The sequence below is a fragment of the Alloalcanivorax venustensis ISO4 genome (genome assembly GCF_015356855.1).
GTDB lineage: Bacteria > Pseudomonadota > Gammaproteobacteria > Pseudomonadales > Alcanivoracaceae > Alloalcanivorax > Alloalcanivorax venustensis.
This window is the reverse complement of sequence record NZ_ARXR01000001.1, coordinates 64,501-82,497: the sequence shown is the minus strand read 5'-3', so window position 1 is coordinate 82,497 and position 17,997 is coordinate 64,501. Positions and strand designations below refer to the sequence as shown.

The window sequence follows — 17,997 nt, the reverse complement described above, 5'->3', positions numbered from 1 at the left end:
ACGGAGCCGCCGCGCGCCCATGGAAAACGATAACCGTATCTGGTTCTTTATCCGCAAGTCGCTGTTGGGCGGGCTGCTGATTCTGTTGCCCATCTCCATCATCGCGTTCTTCTTTAAATGGATTTACGACGCCGCCACCGGTTTGATCGCGCCGTTCACCGGCCTGGTGGTGCGCTTCTTCGGGCTGCCGAAATTCGCCGCCGATTGGGTGGTGGTGGCGGTGCTGGTGGTGTTCTGTTTTCTGGTCGGCACCCTGGTGGCCACCAGCCTGGGCGGCTGGTTATGGCAAAAACTGGAGAAGCGCGGCATGGAGCGCCTGCCGGGGTACCGGCTGGTCAAGGAAGTGACCATGCAACTGTTCGGGGGCAGCCAGGACAGCCTGATGCGTGGCGAGGTGGCGAGGGTGTGGTTGTACGGGCGCCAGGTGCCCGCCACCGTGCTGGGCTTGATCACTTCCCGTCACGAGGACGGCCACCTGTCCGTGTTCGTGCCCACCGGCCCCAACCCCACTTCCGGCTTTATCTATCACGTCCATGAGGACCTGGTGGAGCGGCGGCCGGACATTCCGGTGGAGCAGATGATGAAAACCGTGGTGGCCTGCGGCGCCGGCAGCGCCGCTTTGCTCGGCAAAGAACAGCGCTAGGCCGACGATTCCAGGTGCGATGGGCCCGCTCCTACAAATCGGACTCGGCGTCTTCCAGGGCCTGCATGGCTTCCAGAAGCGCCATCTCGGTGTCTTCGTGGCGGCTTTTCAGGTCCCCCTGGCGGCTCAGTAACTCGCTGAGCTCGCCTTTGCGGGCCGGGTCGGTGTAGAGGGTTTCGTCGCCCAGCGCGGTTTCCACCGTGCTCAGTTCGGTGCCCAGCCGGTCCAGTTGTTTCTCCAGCTTTTCCACGTCCTTCTTCAGCGGTCTGAGCTGTTCGCGCAGGCGGGCGGCGTCCTGGCGGCGCTGCTTGGCGTCGTCCTTGCCGGCGGCCTTGTTGTCGCCGGCCGGTGCCTTGGCCTCGCGCCGCGACTGCTGCAGCCAGCGGGCGTAGTCGTCCAGGTCGCCGTCGAACGGGCGCACGCCGCCCTCGGCCACCAGCTGGAATTCGTCCACCGTGGTTTCCAGCAGGTGGCGGTCGTGGGAGACCAGCACCACCGCGCCCTCGAAGCTCTGCAGCGCCATGGTCAGTGCTTCGCGCATGTCCAGGTCCAGGTGGTTGGCGGGCTCGTCGAGCAGCAGCAGGCTGGGCTTCTGGTGCACGATCAGCGCCAGGCCCAGGCGCGCCTTTTCGCCGCCGGAAAAGCGGCCCACCGGGTCGAACACATTGTCGCCGTGGAAACCGAAGCGCCCCAGTTCGTTGCGCAACTGCTGCTCGCTCCAGTTGGGGTGCTGGCGGTGGAGCAGCTGATAAGGGCTTTCGTCGGCGGCCAGCCGGTCCACCTGCTGCTGGTGGAAGTAGCCGACCTTCAGGTCCGGGTCCCGCTGAACGTGGCCGGAGAGCGCCGGCAATTCGCCCATCAGCGTGCGGATCAGCGTGGACTTGCCGGCGCCGTTGGGGCCCAGCAGGCCGACCCGCGATTCCGGGCGCAGGCTCATGGAGACCGCGCTCAGGATGGTGGTGTCCTGGTAGCCGCAGGCGGCGTTCTCCAGCAGCACCATGGGGTTGGGCAGTTTGAGCGGCGTCTTGAAGTCGAATTCGAAGCCGGAATCCACGTGGGCCGGCGCGATGCGCTCCAGCTTTTCCAGGGCCTTGATGCGGCTCTGCGCGGCTTTGGCCTTGGTGGCCTTGGCGCGGAAGCGGTCGATGAACTTCTGCATGTGCGCCACCTGCGCCTGCTGCTTGTCGTGCAGCTTCTGCTGCAGGGACAGCTGCTCGGCGCGCTGGCGCTCGAAATCCGAATAGTCGCCGGCGTAGCGTTTCAGGCGGCCGTGTTCGATATGCAGGATCTCCGACACGGTGGCGTCCAGGAAGGCGCGGTCGTGGGAAATCAGCATCAAGGCGCCGGGGTGCTGCACCAGCCACTGCTGCAGCCAGAGAATGGCGTCCAGGTCCAGGTGGTTGGTGGGCTCATCAAGCAGCATCAGGTCGGCGTCGCTGATCAGCACCTGGGCCAGATTCAAACGCATGCGCCAGCCGCCGGAGAAGGCGCTCACCGGCTGTTGTTGCTGACTGTCCGAGAAGCCCAGGCCGGCCAGCAGCGTGGCGGCGCGGGCCGGCTGCTCCCAGGCGCGCAGCGCGTCCAGTTCGGCGTGGGCGCGGGCGATGCCGGTGTTGTCGTCGCCGTCCTGGGCCTTGGCGAGGGCCGCCTCCCAGTGCCGCAGCGCGCGGTTGCCGTCGAGCACGTAATCCAGCGCCGGCTGCGCCAGTGCCGGTACTTCCTGCACCATCATCGAGAAGCGCCAGTCGGCAGGACGCTGTACGGTGCCGCCGTCGCTTTCCAGCTCGCCCATGATCAGCTTGAACAGCGAACTCTTGCCGCTGCCGTTGCGGCCCACCACGCCCACGCGCGTGCCTTTATGCAGCACGAAACTGGCGTCTTCGAGCAGCAGCTCCGGGCCGCGGCGCAAATTGATGTGTTCCAGGGACAGCATGGTATAAGGGGCCTTGGGATCGGCGAATTCCGGACCGGCGCAGTGTATGGCAAGCGTCGGAATAACAGAAGGGCCGGCGGCGGAGATCGCCCGGGAGGACACCATGAAAGAGGCGCCATTGTGGCGTTTCGCGTTACGGCTGTGGCGCGACAAGCGTATCGAGCGGGTGTGTCTGCGTCTGCAGGACGAGCACGGCGTGCCGGTGGCGGTGCTGCTCACCGCGCTCTGGCTCAGTGACGCCGGGCGCCGGCCGGACCCGGCCCTGGGCCGCCGGCTGCTGGCCTACGCGGAACAGTTCGAGGCCGACTATCTGCGGCCGCTACGCGCGGTGCGCCGCCGCGCGGCGGACGGCCAGGGCACGGTGGAGCTGAAACGCCAGATTCAGGAAGCGGAGCTGGAAGGCGAGCGCCTGTTGCTGGAGCAACTCAGCCGCCAGGCTCAGGCGCAGCCCGGCGGGCAGTCGGTGTCGGCGTTGAGCTGGCTGTTCGTGGTGGTGCCGGAAGCCGGCCAGTGCGAGTCGCTGCAGGCCGGGCTGGAAGAGCTGTCGGCGCTCAGCGAAAGCCTGGCAGTGTCTGAATAAGGTGCCGCTGCACCTCCAGCCATTCCCCGATCAGCCGCCAGTGACGCTGGTCCACCTGGTGCCGCGGGTCTTTCTGATCGAGCATGCTCTCGCCGTGGCTCATTGATTGCACGTATTGCTGCGCGTCGCGCAGCGTGATCAGGTAAGGAATCTTCAGGCTGGCGAGAAACTGGCGCAGGGTTTCGTAGGTGCGCGTACGGGTGCGCGCCCGGTTGGCGATCACCGCCAAGCGTCGGGGGCGGCGCTGATAGCTGGGCGCCAGCATCACGTTCTGTACGAAGCGGGTGGTGGCGCGGATGTCGATGGGGCTGGGCAGCACCGGAATCAGCACGATCTGCGACACGCGCAGCACATGGTCCAGGGTGTGGCGGTCCATGCCCGCCGGGGAGTCGATCACCACCACGTCGCGGGCCTTCTGCATCTGGTCCTGCAGCCGGCCCAGCGACACCGGCTCGTCCGCCGGCCAGCCCAGCGCTTCCACGCGCGGGTCCTCGCGCAGCCGCACCCATTGGGTGGCGGACTGCTGCGGATCCAGATCCAGCAACGTCACCGCCTGCCCGGAGTGAGCGAAATACGCGGCCAGATTGGTGGCCAGCGTGGTCTTGCCGCACCCGCCCTTGCTGTTGGCGACCAGGATCACCAGGCGCCGGTCGTCCTGACGCGCCACGCGACGCGCGGAAGCTGGAGCCAGAGTAGGGTCGATACTGTTATTTGGCATAGTGGTTTGCCCCCTATCCAACACTATAACCCGCTGATGGACGTTTTCGTGAATCCCGCTTTTGACAGAAACTTCCGTACAGGCACAATGAAGCCCTCTTCGACGGGGAATCGGAGGCCTGGCCGGGATATCCGATGGCCGGCGAGGGAACCAATCGCGGTAAAACGCGGTCAGGCGTTATCTGAGCACCTTTCATTGTTTTGGCTGGCGCGACGCTACGCGAAGCTGGCAGTATGGCCAGATTCCGCCGCCGGGTGTGGAGGTGTAGTCCGTTCATGCAGTAGCGCCGACCGTAATGACCGCGAAGGAAATGCGTGGGGAAGGACCGCCGGCGCAGAAAAAATAAACGTAAGCCAATGGAGGCATAATGAAAAAGTTCGCAATCGTGCTCGCCGGTACCGTGATGCTGGCGGCTTGTGGTGGAGAAAAGGACAAGAGCGCCGACGTGGAGCTCAAGAGTGAAGACCAGAAAGCGTCCTACGCGCTGGGCTTCCGCAGCGCTGAGCAGATGAGCGCCATGGAAAATCTGGACCTGGACGCGATGGTCGCCGGTCTGCGTGACGGTTTCGGTGACGAGCCGGAATCCCGCCTCGGCGAAGACGCGGACATGGACCAGCTGATCCGTGATTACCAGACCCGCATGATGGAAGCTCGCCAGAAGAAGATGGAAGAGCAGGCCCAGGCGAATCTGGAAGAGGGCCAGGCCTTCCTCGATGAAAATGCCGACAAGGACGGCGTCGAGGTCACCGACAGCGGTCTGCAGTACCAGGTGCTGGAATCCGGCGAAGAGGGTGCCCAGTCACCCACCCTGGAAGACACCGTGGAAGTGCACTACAAGGGCATGCTGCGCGACGGCACCGTGTTCGACAGCTCCATCGAGCGTGACAAGCCGGCGGTGTTCGGTCTGAAGCACATTATCCCCGGCTGGCAGGAAGCCCTGCCGATGATGAAGGTCGGCGATAAGTGGAAGCTGTTCCTGCCGCCCGAGCTGGGCTACGGCGAACAGGGCGCCGGCGGCGACATCGGCCCCAACGAGGTGCTGATCTTCGAAGTCGAGCTGCTGGACGTGAAAGACCAGGGCGACAAAGAGAAGCAAGCCGAGGAAGGCGCCGGCGCGGCTGAATAATCCGCGCTAGCCCGACCCGAAAAAAAGCCACGCTCCCGCAAAGGAGCGTGGCTTTTTTATGGTGCTACCGCTAGCAACGTCTCTGGGATCCTGCCGGCCGGCTAAAGCCGGCCTTTCGCTTGCGGGGCAAGCTCCCACAAGGCCCGCCTAGAAGTTGAGGACGCGGGCGCGCTCGGCGGTGTCGCGGCTGTGCACGCTGAGGATCAGCTGATCTTCCAGGGCGAAGCGCTCCTCGAGCATTTCGGTGAGCCGGGTCAGCCGTTCGGGCAGCACCTCCAGCTGGCTCAGGCAGTGGTCGTCGGTGTCGAAGTCCTCGTTGAAGGCCAGCGCCTCCTCCGTGGAGGGGTCCAGCTGATGCAGAATCCGCGAGGCCAGATTGATGGTACCGCCGCGGTGGGCGGCGCCCAGGCGCGCCTCGCGGACCAGTTCCTGGTAGATCTCGAAGTGGCCGGCGCTGATGTAGTCCATCAGCAACTGGCAGAATTCGCGCACCTGATTCTGGATCGAGCCGGGGCGCTGGAAGCCCTCCAGGCCCTGGATCGAGCAGAGCAGAACCAGCAGGCGGCGACGTTGCTCCAGCCAGGCGTGCAGCAGGGCTTCAATGCGCCGCCAGCGGTCCAGGGCGGCGGACGGGTGCAGAGCCGGGGAGTGGGGCGTGGCCATGGGGTCGCTCCTTGCGGTATCGCGCGCTTTTCATTGGACGGGTATTGAGGCTAGCGCCGCTGTTCGCGGCGAGGCAATGGCTATCTCCCGGCACCGGCGGCGCCGGCCGGCGCGGCGGGAGAAAACGGCTTTTCGATCAGAGGCTTACCGTGAAAGACCGTTTCTTCATTAGAGGCGGGGCTTTAGGAGAGCGGGCGAATAACGCCGCCGGCCGCGGCGTTCAGCCCGGGAACAGCCAGGGGCTGATCAGCGGCCACAGCCAGGGCAGCGCCAGCGCCGTGACCAGGCCGGTCAGGCCCAGGGCCAGGCCGGCGAAGGCGCCGGCCTTCTCGCTGAATTCGAACGCCCGGGCGGTGCCGATGGCGTGGGCCACAAGGCCCAGCGCGAAGCCGCGAATGCGGTCGTCCTTGACCCCCAGCACGCGGAACACCAGGCCGCCCACCAGCGCGCCGACGATCCCGGTGATGGCCACCGCGCCGGCGGCCAGGGACACATAGCCGCCGGTGCTTTTTACCACTTCCACCGCGATCGGCGTGGTGATCGATTTCGGCGCCAGCGAACCCACCACTGCCTCCGGCGCGCCCAGCAGCCAGGCCAGATAGATGGAAATGCCGGCGGCCAGCGCCGCGCCGATAAAGGTGGTGATCAGGATCGGGCGCCACACGCTGCGCACCGTGTGCAGCTGGCGATAGAGCGGCCAGGCCAGCGCCACGGTGGCCGGCCCGAGCAGGAAGGAGAGCACCTGGGTCTGGTCGCGGTACTCGGTGTAGGACACGCCCACCAGGGGCAGCACCACGATCACCGGGATCGAGGCAACGATAAAGGGGTGGAACAGCGGCAGGCTGTGCACTTTGCCGTACAGCCAGGTGGCCATGCGGTAACTGGCCAGGGTGAGCAGCAGCCCGAACAGCGGCGAGTGAACCAGATCAGCCATCGGCACGGCCTCCTCGCTCGCCGGTTTTGCCGCGCTCGCGCAACAGCAGCTTGAGCAGCAGGGTGACCAGCACCAGCGCCAGGATGGTACCGAAGATCACCGCCACGGTGAGCGCCAGCGCGTAGTCGCTGTAGCGCTCCCACTGCAGCACGATGCCCACGCCGAGCGGAAAGATCAGCAGGCTGATATGACGGATCAGGGCGCCGGAGGCGTCCGCCACCCGGTCGCTGTAGGGGACGCTGAACATCAGCGCCAGCAGAAGCAGCACCATGCCCACCACCGGGGCGGGCAGCGGCAGGCCGGTGAAATGAATCACCAGCTCACCGAGAAATTGAAACAGAAGCAGAATCAGCAGGCCGTCGACCATCGGGCGGATCTCCCAAACGCAAAGACCCGCGCCGAAGGTGCGGAGAAGGCGGCTCGCTCAGCCCCGGCGCGGGCGCAGCAATTGTATCAGAGCCACCACCAGCACGCCCCCGAACACCACCAGCGACCAGCCGGGAATGGTCAGGCCGAGAAAACGCCAGCTGATTTCGGCGCATTCGCCGGAGCCGGACAACACCTGGGTGAGCACGTCGGTGAGCGGAAAAGCGTCCAGCATGTAATCCAGATTGGGGCCGCAGGCAGGCACCTCGTCGGCGGGCAGGCTTTGCAGCCACAGGTGGCGCAGGGCGATACCGGCGCCGGCCAGGGTGGCGATGGCGGTCAGCAGCGCGTAGATACGCACGCCGACGCCGCGCGGGCCGTGCAGGGTGGCGACCAGCAATACCGCCGCCACCACCATCAGCGCAATGCGCTGAAAGATGCACAGGGGGCAGGGTTCCAGGCCTTCGACATGCTGCATATAAAGCGCGCCGGCAAGCGCCGCCAGGCAGCCAAGCAGGGTGAGTCCGTTAAGCGCACGGGGGCTGGGAAGAAGGGACGACATGGTTGTTTTTCCTTGTTTGAATCCGGCAAGCGTCAACGCACCCTAAGCAAAACCCCGCCGCCGGACAAGCGGCCCGGCGGCGGGGTTCTGGGGGGCTCTGTTACCTTCAGACGCTGCGCGAGGCGGCGGGTTCCCGGTGGTGATGCCAGGCGGCGGCGCCGGCGTCCCAACCTTGCACCCACCACTCCTCCAGCGCTTCATCCTGGTAAGGACACTGGTCCACGCGACCGCCGGCCATGCCCCACATGCAGCCGCGGTTGTAGGCTTTTTCGAACGGATCGGATGACGGATCAAACATAACTATCCCTCCTTCAACGGGGGCAGACTAGCACCGCTGGAGGTCGTCGCTAGTACCATTGATGTACAGAAAACGACCATTCGTCAGGATATCGGCTTAGTTGTGATCCGGTTCGCGGGGCTCAGCCCCGGAAATAGGCCTCCAGATACGCCTCGAACGGCATCTCCGCTTCCGCTTCCACCGCCTGTTGCTCCGCCAGGCTGTCTTCGGCGAGGCGCCGCCATTCGGTTTCCAGGTTGGTGTCCAGCGGCCGCGAACGGAAGTGATCCCGGTGCGCCAGGGCCTGGTTCATGGCGAAGCCGAAAAAGCTCTGCTGCCGGCTTTCCAGCTTGTCGAGAATGCGCCCGGACGGGGTGGCGTCGGGCTCCAGCAGCTTCTCGCGCTGCTGCTCCAGGGCGTCCCGGTAGAGCCGGCCGTGCTGGCCGTCATGGCCGTGGCAGCGGTCGAACAGCTCGGCGATGGGCAGCATCTGGTCGAGCTTTTCCAGCCCCCAGTTACGCAGCGAGACCGACTTGCCCCAGTTGTTCAGCTGCACGCCGGTGTTGCGGCCGTCGTAGACCACCCGGCGCAGGTTCTCCTTGCTGGCGTCCAGGTCGCAGTGTTCCAGGCGCGGCGATTCGCGCAGCAGGCAGTAGGTGGCGAACAGGTCCAGGAACCGGATTTCCTGCTGATTGATGCCCACCGGCTCGAACGGGTTGAGGTCCAGGGCGCGGATCTCGATGTATTCCACGCCGCGCCGCTGCAGCGCCAGGGTGGGGCGCTCGCCGCTGTTGATGGTGCGTTTCGGGCGGATCGACGAGTAGTACTCGTTCTCGATCTGCAGGATGTTGGCGTTGAGCTGCTGGTAGCGGCCCTGCGCGTCGCGCACGCCCAGCTTCTGATACACCGGGTCCGGCGTCTTCATGGCGTGGGTCAGGGTGCGGACATAGTCGTCCAGATTGTTGTAGCTGATCGCCAGCGACGACTGGGCGTTGTTCTGGTAGCCCAGGTCGCTCATCCGCAGGCTGGTGGCGTTGGGCCGGTAGAGGCTGTGGTCGAAGCGCTCCAGCAGCTGGTGTTCGCGGCCGGCCAGGAACGACGAGCACAGCGCCGGCGAGGCGCCGAACAGATACACCAGCAGCCAGGAATAGCGCTGGAAGTTTCGGGTCAGGTCGAAATAGCGCTGCGAGATATAGTCCCGCAGCGGGGCCTCGCTGCCCTCCAGCTCGCGGTTGATGCGCCAGAACTCATCCGGGAACGAGAAGTTGTAGTGGATCCCGGCGATGGTCTGCATCTTGCGCCCGTACCGGTGGCCCAGGCCGATGCGGTAGATGTGCTTCATGCGGCCCACGTTGGAGCTGCCGTACTCCGCCACCGGCACGTCGTTGTCGTTGGCGATCATGCAGGGCATGGAGTTCACCCACAGCAGTTCGTCGTCGATGTGCCGGTAGGCGTAGCGGTGCAGATTCTCAAGAAACTCGATCGGCTGCTGCAGGTCGGTGCTGGGCGGGGTGATGAATTCCAGCAGCGATTCGGAATAGTCCGTGGTGATGTAGGGGTGGGTCAGCGCCGAGCCCAGCTCCCGGGGGTGCGGAGTGTGCGCGAGCAGGCCCTGGTCGGTGATCCGCAGGCTTTCCTTCTCGATGCCACGGCGAATGTGAGCCAGGGTGGCGGCGGCTTCGGAATCCAGCAGTGCCTGGATTCGCTGGCTGAGCGTATCGGTCATGGGCCTATCCGACAGGGAGGTTGATCGCGCGGCCTGCCAGTATGGCAGGCCCGGGGCCGGTTAACATCAGGGTCAGCCGCGCTTGTTCTTGTCTTCGAACGCCTTCGCGAAGGCCGCGCCCAGGGCGCCCTGCGCCGCCGGCTTCTGGCCGCCGCCTTGCTGACCGCGACCGCCGCCCTTGGGCTTGCCGCCCCGGCCACGGGGGCGGCCGGCGGGGGCGTCGGCGCTTTTCGGCTGGTCCTGGTGGCGTTCGTCCAGGCGCATGGTCAGGCTGATGCGCTTGCGGGGCAGGTCCACCTCCATCACCTTGACCTTGACGATGTCGCCGGGCTTGACCACGTCGTGGGGGTCTTCCACGAACTTGTCGGCCAGGGCGGAGACATGAACCAGGCCGTCCTGGTGCACGCCCACGTCCACGAAGGCGCCGAAGTTGGTGACGTTGGTCACCGAACCTTCCAGCAGCATGCCTGGCTTCAGGTCGTTCAGCGTCTCCACGCCTTCCTTGAACTCCGCCGCCTTGAATTCCGGGCGCGGGTCGCGGCCGGGCTTTTCCAGCTCGCTGAGAATATCGGTGACGGTGGGCAGGCCGAACACGTCGTCGGTGAAGTCCCCGGCGTTCACTTTCTTCAGGAAGGGCGCGTCGCCGATCAGGTCCTTGAGCGGCCGGCCGTGCTTCTCCGCGATGCGCTCCACCAGCGGGTAGGCTTCCGGGTGCACCGAGGAGGCGTCCAGCGGGTTGGCGCCGCCCATGATGCGCAGGAAGCCGGCGGCCTGCTCGAAGGTTTTCTCGCCCAGGCGCGGCACCTGCTTGAGCGCGCCGCGATCACTGAAGGCGCCGTTCTTTTCGCGGAAGGTAACGATGTTGCCGGCGATGGTGGTGTTGAGGCCGGCGATGCGCGCCAGCAGCGGCGCGCTGGCGGTGTTCACGTCCACGCCCACGGCGTTCACGCAGTCCTCCACCACCGCGTCCAGGGAGCGCGACATCTTCACCTGGCTGACGTCGTGCTGGTACTGGCCCACGCCGATCGACTTCGGATCGATCTTCACCAGCTCCGCCAGCGGGTCCTGCAAACGCCGGGCGATGGACACCGCGCCCCGGAACGACACGTCCAGGTCGGGGAACTCCCGCGCCGCCATTTCCGACGCGGAGTACACCGAGGCGCCCGCTTCCGACACCATGATTTTCTGGATATTGCGGTCGCTGAGTTGCTTGACCACCTCGCCGGCCAGCTTGTCGGTCTCGCGGCTGGCGGTGCCGTTGCCGATGGCGATCAACGACACATCGTGCTTGGTGCAGAGTTTGGCCAGCGTCGCCAGGGACTGATCCCACTGCTTCTTGGGCTGGTGCGGGAAAATCGTGGTGTGTTCCAGCAGCTTGCCGGTGGGGTCCACCACCACCACCTTGACGCCGGTGCGCAGGCCCGGGTCCAGGCCCATGGTGGCCTTGGGGCCGGCGGGCGACGCCATCAGCAGGCTTTTCAGGTTGCGCGCGAACACCTGGATCGCTTCTTCCTCGGCCATTTCGCGCACGCGGCCGAGCAACTCGGTTTCCAGGTGGGTGTTGAGTTTGATCTTCCAGGTCCAGCGCATCACCTCGCCGAGCCAGTCGTCGGCGGCGCGGCCTTCGTGACGCCAGCCCGCCACCTCGGTGACCATCGCTTCGCAGGGGTGGGGCTGGGCGCTTTCCAGCTCCTCGGGCAGCACCATGGAGACGTGCAGCACGCCCTCGTTGCGACCCCGGAACAGCGCCAGCGCGCGGTGGCTGGGAATGTTCTTGAGCGCTTCCTGGTGTTCAAAGTAGTCGCGGAACTTGGCGCCCTCTTCTTCCTTGCCGTCGGCCAGCTTCGCCTGCACTTGGGCCTTTTCCCACAGGAAGGTGCGCAGCCGGGTGAGCAGCTCGGCGTTTTCCGCGAAGCGCTCCATCAGAATCTGCTTGGCGCCGTCCAGGGCGTCCTTGGCGGTGGCGATCTTGTGCTCTTCGTTCAGGTAGCCGGCGGCGGTCTGCTCCGGATCCTGGCCGGGATCGTCCAGCAGCGCGTCGGCGAGCGGTTCCAGGCCGGCCTCGCGGGCGATCTGCGCGCGGGTGCGGCGCTTGGGCTTGTACGGCAGGTAGAGGTCTTCCAGGCGGGTTTTGGTGTCCGCTTCCTGGATCGCCTTTTCCAGTTCCGGGGTCAGTTTTTCCTGTTCGGCGATGCTTTTGAGGATGGTCTCGCGGCGCTCTTCAAGCTCGCGCAGATAGCGCAGCCGCTCTTCCAGTGTACGCAACTGGGTATCGTCCAGACCGCCGGTCACCTCCTTACGGTAGCGGGCGATGAACGGCACCGTGGCGCCTTCGTCCAGCAGGGCCACGGTGGCCGCCACCTGCCGGGGCTGGGCGTTGATTTCCTGGGCGATCAGTTGTTCGATGCTTTGCATGGAAGAGTCCTGGCTTGCACGGCGGCGCGCGCGGTATGGCGCCGCTTTATAACGAAACGACCGGAATCATAGGGAATGACTCCGGCCGTTCATAGATTGACGTGACGGGGCGGGCTATGGTTGCTGCGGGGAGCGCCGGGCTTCAGCCCAGCACGCGCTTGATCATCGCCGCCAGTTCCGGCTCCTGGGCCGGCTTGACGATGTAGCCGGCGGCGCCCTGGCGCTCACCCCAGACTTTGTCGGTTTCCTGGTCCTTGGTGGTGACCAGAATCACCGGAATCCCGCCCAGCTCGGCGTCCTTATTGATCTTGCGGGTGGCCTGGAAGCCGTTCAGCTCCGGCATCACCACGTCCATCAGGATCAGGTCCGGCTTCTGCGCACGGGCCTGTTCGATGCCCTCCAGGCCGTTGCTGGCGGTGATTGCCTCGTGCCCCTGATTTTCCACCATCTTGACCAGGTTGGTCAGTTGCGTGGGTGAGTCGTCCACCACGAGAATCTTGGCCATCTTTGTCTCCTTCGGAACCCATCGGCGGGCGCATGATAGCAGGCCCGGGGGCAAAGGTAAGCCGATCCGTTCCGCCACCAAGCGCCGCATGGCGTCACCGGTTCGCGGCGGCCGGTAATCTTTCTATACAATCCAGATTTGCCTGCCGGACGCGCGGCGGGTACACCGGGCCTCCGGGATCCATTCCCGTAGTCCTTTCGGCGAGGAGCACCATGAGCGAACAAGTGGAAAAGATTCTGGTGGTGGACGATGACGCCCGCCTGCGCGGTCTGCTGCAACGGTTCCTGGAAGAGCAGGGCTACGCCGTCAAGGCGGTGGCCGACGCCGACCAGATGGACCGGGCGCTGTCCCGCGAGATCTATTCGCTGATGGTGCTGGACCTGATGCTGCCCGGCGAGGACGGCCTGTCGATCTGCCGCCGCCTGCGCGACGACGACAACCGCCTGCCGATCATCATGCTCACCGCCAAGGGCGACGACGCGGAACGCATCGAGGGCCTGGACGCCGGCGCCGACGACTACCTGCCCAAGCCGTTCAACCCCAAGGAGCTCAGCGCCCGCATTCGCGCCGTCCTGCGCCGCCATGTGCGGGAAGTGCCCGGCGCCCCCAGCAAGGACGAATCGGTGGTGCGCTTCGGCCCCTGGAGCCTGGACCTGGGCAACCGCACCCTGGCCCGCGAGGGCGAGCCGCAGCCGCTCACCACCGGCGAGTTCGCGGTGCTCAAGGCGCTGGTGCAGAACGAGCGGGAACCGCTCACCCGCGACAAGCTGATGAGCCTGGCCCGGGGCCGAGAATGGTCCGCCATGGAACGCTCCATCGACGTGCAGGTGTCGCGCCTGCGCCGCCTGCTCGAGGACGACCCGTCTAAACCGCGCTATATCCAGACCGTCTGGGGCGTGGGCTATGTGTTCGTGCCGGACTGAACGCCGGCGGGTAGAATCCCTCCATGCCCAACTTCCTGCCCAAAAGCTCGTTCGCCCGCTCGGCGCTGATCATCGGTCTGGTGATCGGCCTCAGCCAGGGCATCACCCTGTGGTTCTTCGCCCGCAACGCCTATCTGCCGGGCATCCGGGAGTACGCCCGCCTGACCGCCCTGCAGGCGGAGCTGGTGTTCCAGAGCGAGGGCGACGCCAGCCTGTCACGGCGGTTGGGCGAGACCACCGGCATTAACGCCGGCACGCCGCCGGAGCTGCGCCGCCCGGAAAGCCTGATTCTGTCGCGCCCGGTGGTGGAGCGGTTCCGCGACGAAGTCTCCGAGCTGCTCGGCGAGGCCGCCACCGTGCGCCTGGAAGACGAGCGCCAGCCGGTGCTGTGGGTCACCGCGCCGTCGTTCGGCGACCGCTGGCTGCGGGTGCCGATGGCGTTCTTCCGCGACTACGACCGCTACCTGCTGCTGGGCTGGGGTGTGACGGTGCCGCTGCTGGCGGTGATCGGCGGTCTGCTGATCGCGCGCAGCCTCAACCGGCCGCTGCGGCGGCTGGCGCGGGTGGCGCTCAAGGTGGGACGCGGTGAAGCCGTGCCGGTGCTCGACGACAGCCTCGGCCCCACCGAGATCCAGGCGGTGAACCGCGCCTTCAACCGCATGACCAGCCAGCTGCAGCAGTCCCAGCGCGACCGCGCCCTGCTGTTGGCCGGGGTGTCCCACGATCTGCGCACGCCGCTGACCCGGCTGCGGTTGTCGGCGGAATTCCTCAACGACGAGGAGATGTCCCAGGGCATCATCGCCGACATCGAGGACATGGACGCGATTCTCGATCAGTTCATTTCGTTTATCCGCGACGGCGCCGACGAGCAGCCCGACTACGAAAACCTCAATGACCTGATCGACGAGGTGGCCGCCAAGTACCCCGGGGAGCAGCTGCGCATCCGGCAAAAAGACCTGCCCCGGCTGATGCTCAAGCGGCTCACCGTCAAGCGCATGCTTTCCAACCTGATCACCAACGCGCTCAAGTACGGCGCCGCGCCGGTGGAGATCGACACCGCCCTGGACGACAACGCCCTGGTGCTGGTGGTGCGCGACCACGGCAAGGGCGTGCGCGAGGAGGATATCCCCTTACTGCTGCAGCCGTTCTCCCGGGGCGAGAAGGCGCGCACCCTGAGCGGCAGCGGTCTGGGGCTGGCCATCGTCAAGCGCATCGTCGACATGCACCACGGTGAGATGGCATTGGACAACCACCCTCACGGCGGCCTGCGGGTGACCATCCGCTTCCCGCTCACCGGGCAGCTGGTGCAGCCGGAGACGCTCTCCGCCGGGGTGCGCTAGCTCAGTCCGGGCATTCCGCCGGCGCCGGCTCCAGGGCGCGGCCGGCGAAGAAGATCAGCAGCCCGCCGGCGGCCAGCGCCGCCCCCACCAGGCCGCTGCTGGACCAGGGTACGCCCTGGGCGATCACCACGCCGGCCAGCCAGGCGCCCAGCGCATTGGCCATGTTGAAGGCGGCGTGGTTGAGCGACGCGGCCATGGTCTGGGCGTTGCCGGCCACGTCCATCAGCCGGGTCTGAATGGTCGGGCCCAGGGCCATGCTGGTGCCCACCAGGGCGACGAACAGCAGCCCCGCCCACACCTGGTTGGCGGCCACGAAAAACAGCGCCTGCACCACCAGACACCAGATCAGAATCAGCGGAATCGCCTTGAGCAGGTTCCAGTCCGCCACCCGCGCGCCCACCAGGGTGCCGATGATGGTGCCCACGCCGAAGATCGCCAGCACCACCGGCCCCAGGGATTCCGCCATGCCGGCCTGCTGGGTGAGCGTCGGCATCACGTAGCTGAACACCGCGAACATGCCGCCGAAGCCGATGCTGGCGATGCCCAGGGTGAACAGTACCTGCTGGTTGACCAGCGCGCCCAGCTCGCGCAGCGGGCTGGCGTCCGGGTCGCGGGGCACGAAGGGTACGAACAGACGCACCATCAGCGCGGTGGCGAGGGCGATGCCGCCCACGGCGGCGAACGCCACCGGCCAGCCGAACTGGTTGCCGGCCCAGGTGCCCAGCGGCGCGCCCAGCAGGATCGCCACGGTCAGGCCCATCATCACCCGGGCCACCGCCCGGGCACGCTGATCCGAGGGCACCGCGGCGGCGGCCACCAGCGCCGCCACGCCGAAATAGGCGCCGTGGGGCAGCCCGGCGATAAAGCGCAGGCCGACGAAAGACCAGAATCCCGGCGCCAGCGCGCTGGCCAGATTGCCCAGGGCGAATACCAGCATCAACACGATCAGTAATTGCCGCTTGGGTACCTTCGCCGCCAGACAGGAGATCAGCGGTGCCCCGACCACCACGCCCAGGGCATAGCTGCTGATCGCATAGCCCACGTGTTGCGGGTCCACCGACAGATCCGTGGCGATGCGGTTCATCAGCCCCATGATTACGAATTCGGTGGTGCCGATGGCGAAGCCGCCCAGTGCCAGAGCCAGTTCGGCGAGACGAGGGTGACGTGCCGGGGCGGCACTGGGCAGGGCGGACATGATGGTCTCCGGGCCGGGGAACAGGGGGCGGGGAGTATCGCAAACCGTGGTGAACAATAGAACGCATTTCGTTTATCGTCGCGATTGGCGCCATTAATGGAACCCGGCGCGCAGGGCCAGCGCCGCGATGCTCAGGGTGGCCAGCGACAGTACCGCGCCGAGCGCCAGCGGGCGCCAGCCGGCCTGACGCAACAGGCCGGCGTGGGTGCTCAGTCCCAGGGCCGCCATGGCCAGCGCCAGCAAGGCGTCATCCAGAATGGCCAGTGGGGCCGCCACGGCGTTGGGCACCAGGCCCAGGCCGTTGACCAGCAGCGCGGCGACGAACAGCAGGGCGAACGGCGGTACGCCGATGCGCGGGCGAGGGGCGGCGTTCGTGGTCGCCGCTACGTCGCCGCTCGGGCGCCACGCCGCCAGCGCCAACAACGCCGGTGCCAGCATCATCACGCGTACCATTTTCACCAACAGTGCCTGGTCCACCAGGGTGGGCGACATGGCCTGGGCCGCCACCAATACTTGCGCCACCTCCTGCACCGTGGTGCCGGTGAGCACGGCGTATTGTGCCGGCTCGCCGAGCAGTGTGGGCCATTGGTGGAACAGGATCGGCAGCAACAACATATTGAGGGTGCCGAAAATCACCACCGCCGCCACCGCCATCGCGGTATCCCGGTCGCGACCACGTAGCACCGGTTCCGCCGCCAGCACCGCGGCGGCGCCGCAAATGCCGTTGCCGGCACCGATCAGCAGCGCCGCCGGACGGGTCATGCCCAGCCGGCGTCCCAGCCAGGCGGCGAGTAACAGACTGACGATTACCTGGCCGGCGTTGAGTGCCACGATGCGCGGGCCGAGGTCGGCCACCGCCGTTAGCGGAATGCGCAAACCGTACAGGACGATGGCGGTTTTCAGCACCGGCCCCTTGAACCAGCTCAAGGCCGGGGCGCCGGCTTCGCGCCAGCGTGCCGGCAGTCCCTGGGTGAGCAGCAAACCGCCGAGCAGCGCCAGTGCCAGGGTGCTTAGCCCCAGGGCGCTGGCCCAGGCGGTGCCCGCGATGGCGGCGGCGAGGGCGGCGCAGGCCGGTATCAGCAGTGCGAACGGCAGGCGCCGCGCCGCGGGGAGTGTGATCGGTGATGTCATCAGGGCCTCCGTAGCGATGTCAGGGAGGCACTATGCGAGCCGGCCGGAAATTAATATATTTAATAATTATTTAGATATAACTAAAATAAACTTATGAATGACACGACCTTAAGACAATGGCGGCTGTTTCTGGCCGTGGCGGAAACCGGCAGCGTGGCCGCCGCCGCCGAGGCGGTGGCACTCACGCAGCCGGCGGTGAGTCAGGCGCTGGCGGGTCTGGAGGCCCGTTTGGATACCGCCCTGTTCGACCGGGTCGGGCGCGGACTGCGTATCAATGCGGCGGGCCGGCAACTGTTGCCGGAAGCGCGGGCTTTGCTGGCCCAGGCCACCCGTTGCGAGACCCTGTTCCAGGCGCCGGTGCTGGAAGTATCCCTGGCGGCCACGCATACCCTTGGCAGCTATTACCTGCCGGCGCGTTTGGCGGCTTTCCGTCAACGGCATCCGGATGCCCGTGTCGACATGCAGGTGGTCAACACCGATGCGGCGGTACGTCTGTTGTTGGATATGGCGGTGGATCTCGCGTTTGTGGAGGGACCGGTGTCGCACCGGCTGTTGAGTGTGCATCGCTGGCACGACGACGTTCTGTTGCGGGTGGTGGCTGCCGACCGGCAAGCGGCGTTGGGCGACGATCCGTCGCGCTGGGCCTGGGTCATGCGTGAGCCGGGGTCGGGAACCCGTAACGTGATTGAGCAGCGTTTGGCGGATGCCTTCCCGCCGGCGCAGCGGGTGCTGCAGTTGGGCAGTGGCGAGGCGGTCCGCCAGGCGATTCTGGCCGGCGCCGGGGTCGGTTACGTCAGTGAGGTGGCGGCCGCCGCCGCACTGCGCGACGGTCGGCTGAAAACGGTGCCGGGGGCGCAGTCCCGGCTGGTGCGACCGTTGTATCGGCTGCACCATCGTCAACGCGGCAGCGGCGCCGGTGAACGCGCGCTGTTGGCGTCCATGGCCGGCCCGGCTGACTGA

Annotated in this window: 18 protein-coding genes; 6 read left to right on the top strand and 12 right to left on the bottom strand. The window is 66.5% G+C overall.

The features are described 5' to 3' along the window. Positions 1-19: 19 nt before the first annotated feature. A complete protein-coding gene (locus tag ISO4_RS00365; RefSeq protein WP_194854772.1) occupies positions 20-643 on the top strand; it encodes a DUF502 domain-containing protein in 624 nt (207 codons plus the stop codon). A gap of 31 nt (positions 644-674) precedes the next feature. On the opposite strand, the gene ISO4_RS00360 is transcribed toward ISO4_RS00365, so the two are convergent. Then, positions 675-2,576: an ATP-binding cassette domain-containing protein gene (locus ISO4_RS00360; protein ID WP_194854771.1), complete on the bottom strand. Its 1,902-nt coding sequence runs from the start codon at positions 2,574-2,576 to the stop codon at positions 675-677. A gap of 103 nt (positions 2,577-2,679) precedes the next feature. Here ISO4_RS00360 and ISO4_RS00355 point away from each other — a divergent pair, with 103 nt between their 5' ends. Continuing rightward, the gene (locus tag ISO4_RS00355; RefSeq protein ID WP_194854770.1) at positions 2,680-3,156 is read left to right on the top strand and encodes a TIGR02444 family protein; all 477 of its coding nucleotides are present in this window, start codon (positions 2,680-2,682) and stop codon (positions 3,154-3,156) included. Here the strand turns inward: ISO4_RS00355 and ISO4_RS00350 are convergent. After that, positions 3,128-3,874 (bottom strand): ParA family protein, encoded by a 747-nt coding sequence (locus ISO4_RS00350; protein ID WP_194854769.1) that lies wholly within the window; start codon positions 3,872-3,874, stop codon positions 3,128-3,130. The two genes, ISO4_RS00355 and ISO4_RS00350, sit on opposite strands and share 29 nt — an antisense overlap. Before the next feature lie 367 nt (positions 3,875-4,241). On the opposite strand from ISO4_RS00350, the gene ISO4_RS00345 reads away from it, so the two are divergent. Further along, positions 4,242-5,000, top strand: a complete 759-nt coding sequence (locus tag ISO4_RS00345) for an FKBP-type peptidyl-prolyl cis-trans isomerase (RefSeq protein ID WP_194854768.1) — start codon at positions 4,242-4,244, stop codon at positions 4,998-5,000. A 147-nt stretch (positions 5,001-5,147) separates the two neighbouring features. On the opposite strand, the gene ISO4_RS00340 is transcribed toward ISO4_RS00345, so the two are convergent. From ISO4_RS00340 to ISO4_RS00305, 8 genes are all read right to left on the bottom strand, one after another. After that, a complete protein-coding gene (locus ISO4_RS00340; protein WP_142947498.1) occupies positions 5,148-5,663 on the bottom strand; it encodes an Rsd/AlgQ family anti-sigma factor in 516 nt (171 codons plus the stop codon). Positions 5,664-5,883: 220 nt separating this feature from the next. Continuing rightward, the gene (locus tag ISO4_RS00335) at positions 5,884-6,597 is read right to left on the bottom strand and encodes an LrgB family protein (protein ID WP_142947497.1); all 714 of its coding nucleotides are present in this window, start codon (positions 6,595-6,597) and stop codon (positions 5,884-5,886) included. Next, on the bottom strand, positions 6,590-6,964 hold the full coding sequence (locus tag ISO4_RS00330; RefSeq protein WP_194854767.1) for a CidA/LrgA family protein: 375 nt from the start codon (positions 6,962-6,964) through the stop codon (positions 6,590-6,592). The genes ISO4_RS00335 and ISO4_RS00330 overlap by 8 nt, the downstream gene beginning before the upstream one ends. A 57-nt stretch (positions 6,965-7,021) precedes the next feature. Continuing rightward, entirely contained in the window at positions 7,022-7,525 is a 504-nt protein-coding gene (locus ISO4_RS00325; RefSeq protein WP_194854766.1) for a disulfide bond formation protein B, read from the bottom strand. Between the two features lie 106 nt (positions 7,526-7,631). Next, entirely contained in the window at positions 7,632-7,823 is a 192-nt protein-coding gene (gene rmf, locus ISO4_RS00320) for a ribosome modulation factor (RefSeq protein ID WP_194854765.1), read from the bottom strand. A gap of 121 nt (positions 7,824-7,944) precedes the next feature. After that, positions 7,945-9,528, bottom strand: a complete 1,584-nt coding sequence (gene gshA / locus ISO4_RS00315; RefSeq protein ID WP_194854764.1) for a glutamate--cysteine ligase — start codon at positions 9,526-9,528, stop codon at positions 7,945-7,947. 72 nt (positions 9,529-9,600) lie between these two features. Further along, positions 9,601-11,943 (bottom strand): Tex family protein, encoded by a 2,343-nt coding sequence (locus tag ISO4_RS00310; protein ID WP_194854763.1) that lies wholly within the window; start codon positions 11,941-11,943, stop codon positions 9,601-9,603. 142 nt (positions 11,944-12,085) lie between these two features. Continuing rightward, a complete protein-coding gene (locus ISO4_RS00305; RefSeq protein WP_142947491.1) occupies positions 12,086-12,448 on the bottom strand; it encodes a response regulator in 363 nt (120 codons plus the stop codon). Positions 12,449-12,660: 212 nt separating this feature from the next. Here ISO4_RS00305 and ompR point away from each other — a divergent pair, with 212 nt between their 5' ends. Both ompR and ISO4_RS00295 read left to right on the top strand, forming a co-directional pair. Continuing rightward, the gene (ompR, locus tag ISO4_RS00300) at positions 12,661-13,371 is read left to right on the top strand and encodes an osmolarity response regulator transcription factor OmpR (RefSeq protein WP_142947490.1); all 711 of its coding nucleotides are present in this window, start codon (positions 12,661-12,663) and stop codon (positions 13,369-13,371) included. A 23-nt stretch (positions 13,372-13,394) separates the two neighbouring features. After that, positions 13,395-14,711 carry an ATP-binding protein gene (locus ISO4_RS00295; protein WP_142947489.1) on the top strand — a complete coding sequence of 439 codons (1,317 nt, stop codon included), beginning with the start codon at positions 13,395-13,397 and terminating at the stop codon, positions 14,709-14,711. A 1-nt stretch (position 14,712) separates the two neighbouring features. Here ISO4_RS00295 and ISO4_RS00290 read toward each other — a convergent pair whose 3' ends face one another. Next, positions 14,713-15,906: an MFS transporter gene (locus ISO4_RS00290; protein ID WP_194854762.1), complete on the bottom strand. Its 1,194-nt coding sequence runs from the start codon at positions 15,904-15,906 to the stop codon at positions 14,713-14,715. Positions 15,907-15,999: 93 nt separating this feature from the next. After that, a complete protein-coding gene (locus tag ISO4_RS00285; protein ID WP_194854761.1) occupies positions 16,000-17,037 on the bottom strand; it encodes a YeiH family protein in 1,038 nt (345 codons plus the stop codon). A gap of 93 nt (positions 17,038-17,130) precedes the next feature. Between ISO4_RS00285 and ISO4_RS00280 the strand changes: the two genes are divergently transcribed. After that, positions 17,131-17,997: a LysR substrate-binding domain-containing protein gene (locus ISO4_RS00280; RefSeq protein WP_194854760.1), complete on the top strand. Its 867-nt coding sequence runs from the start codon at positions 17,131-17,133 to the stop codon at positions 17,995-17,997.